Origin of the sequence: Vibrio agarilyticus, assembly GCF_012641465.1 — a bacterium.
GTDB lineage: Bacteria > Pseudomonadota > Gammaproteobacteria > Enterobacterales > Vibrionaceae > Vibrio > Vibrio agarilyticus.
This window is the reverse complement of record NZ_JABAIK010000069.1, coordinates 1-551: the sequence shown is the minus strand read 5'-3', so window position 1 is coordinate 551 and position 551 is coordinate 1. Positions and strand designations below refer to the sequence as shown.

At 70.8% G+C, this 551-nt stretch carries 1 protein-coding gene; it reads right to left on the bottom strand.

The genetic code is table 11. From position 1 onward, the window contains the following. Positions 1 to 551 (bottom strand): plasmid recombination protein (locus HGP28_RS19055; protein ID WP_211092072.1); only part of this gene is annotated, 551 nt, incomplete at both ends.

The following is a 551-nucleotide window of genomic DNA, read 5'->3' as shown; positions in this document are numbered from 1 at the left end:
TGGCGTGGCGCCTCGCGCTGTTCGGCGAGCAGCTTCTCGCCCACGGCCTTGATGATCTGGGCCGCCTTGGCCTGCATATCGCGATTAAGCGGCCCCAGAGCGTCCAGAACGGGCTTCAGGCGGTCACGCAGGCTCCGGGCTGTCTCCTGTGCCTGCCGGGCCTTCTCGCGCTCCTGACGCGCTCCTGCGGCCGCTGCGACGGTCGGGCCATACCCTTCCCTGACGGCAGCGGTCACGCGGGCGGCCACGGCCTCCGGCGTCTCCACGTCCTTCGAGAAAATCCCCTTGCGCAGCACCCGCGGCTCGATGGCCTGCGGCGTGATGGTGGCGTGCCCGGGCTGGCGCTCGATGGCGCCGTAGTAGCTCTGGACGCGCTGATGGGTGGCCCGGCTGCCCTCGATGCCGCGTTCCAGCCCGAGATCCCTCACCGCCTCGGCAAAGCTGGTCTGGTCGGCCCGCATCTTGTCGCGGCCACCGATGAACTCCTTGGCCGACAGCCGCCCGTCCTGCGTCAGCGGCACGACGAAGGCCGACAGGTGCGGGGTGGCCTC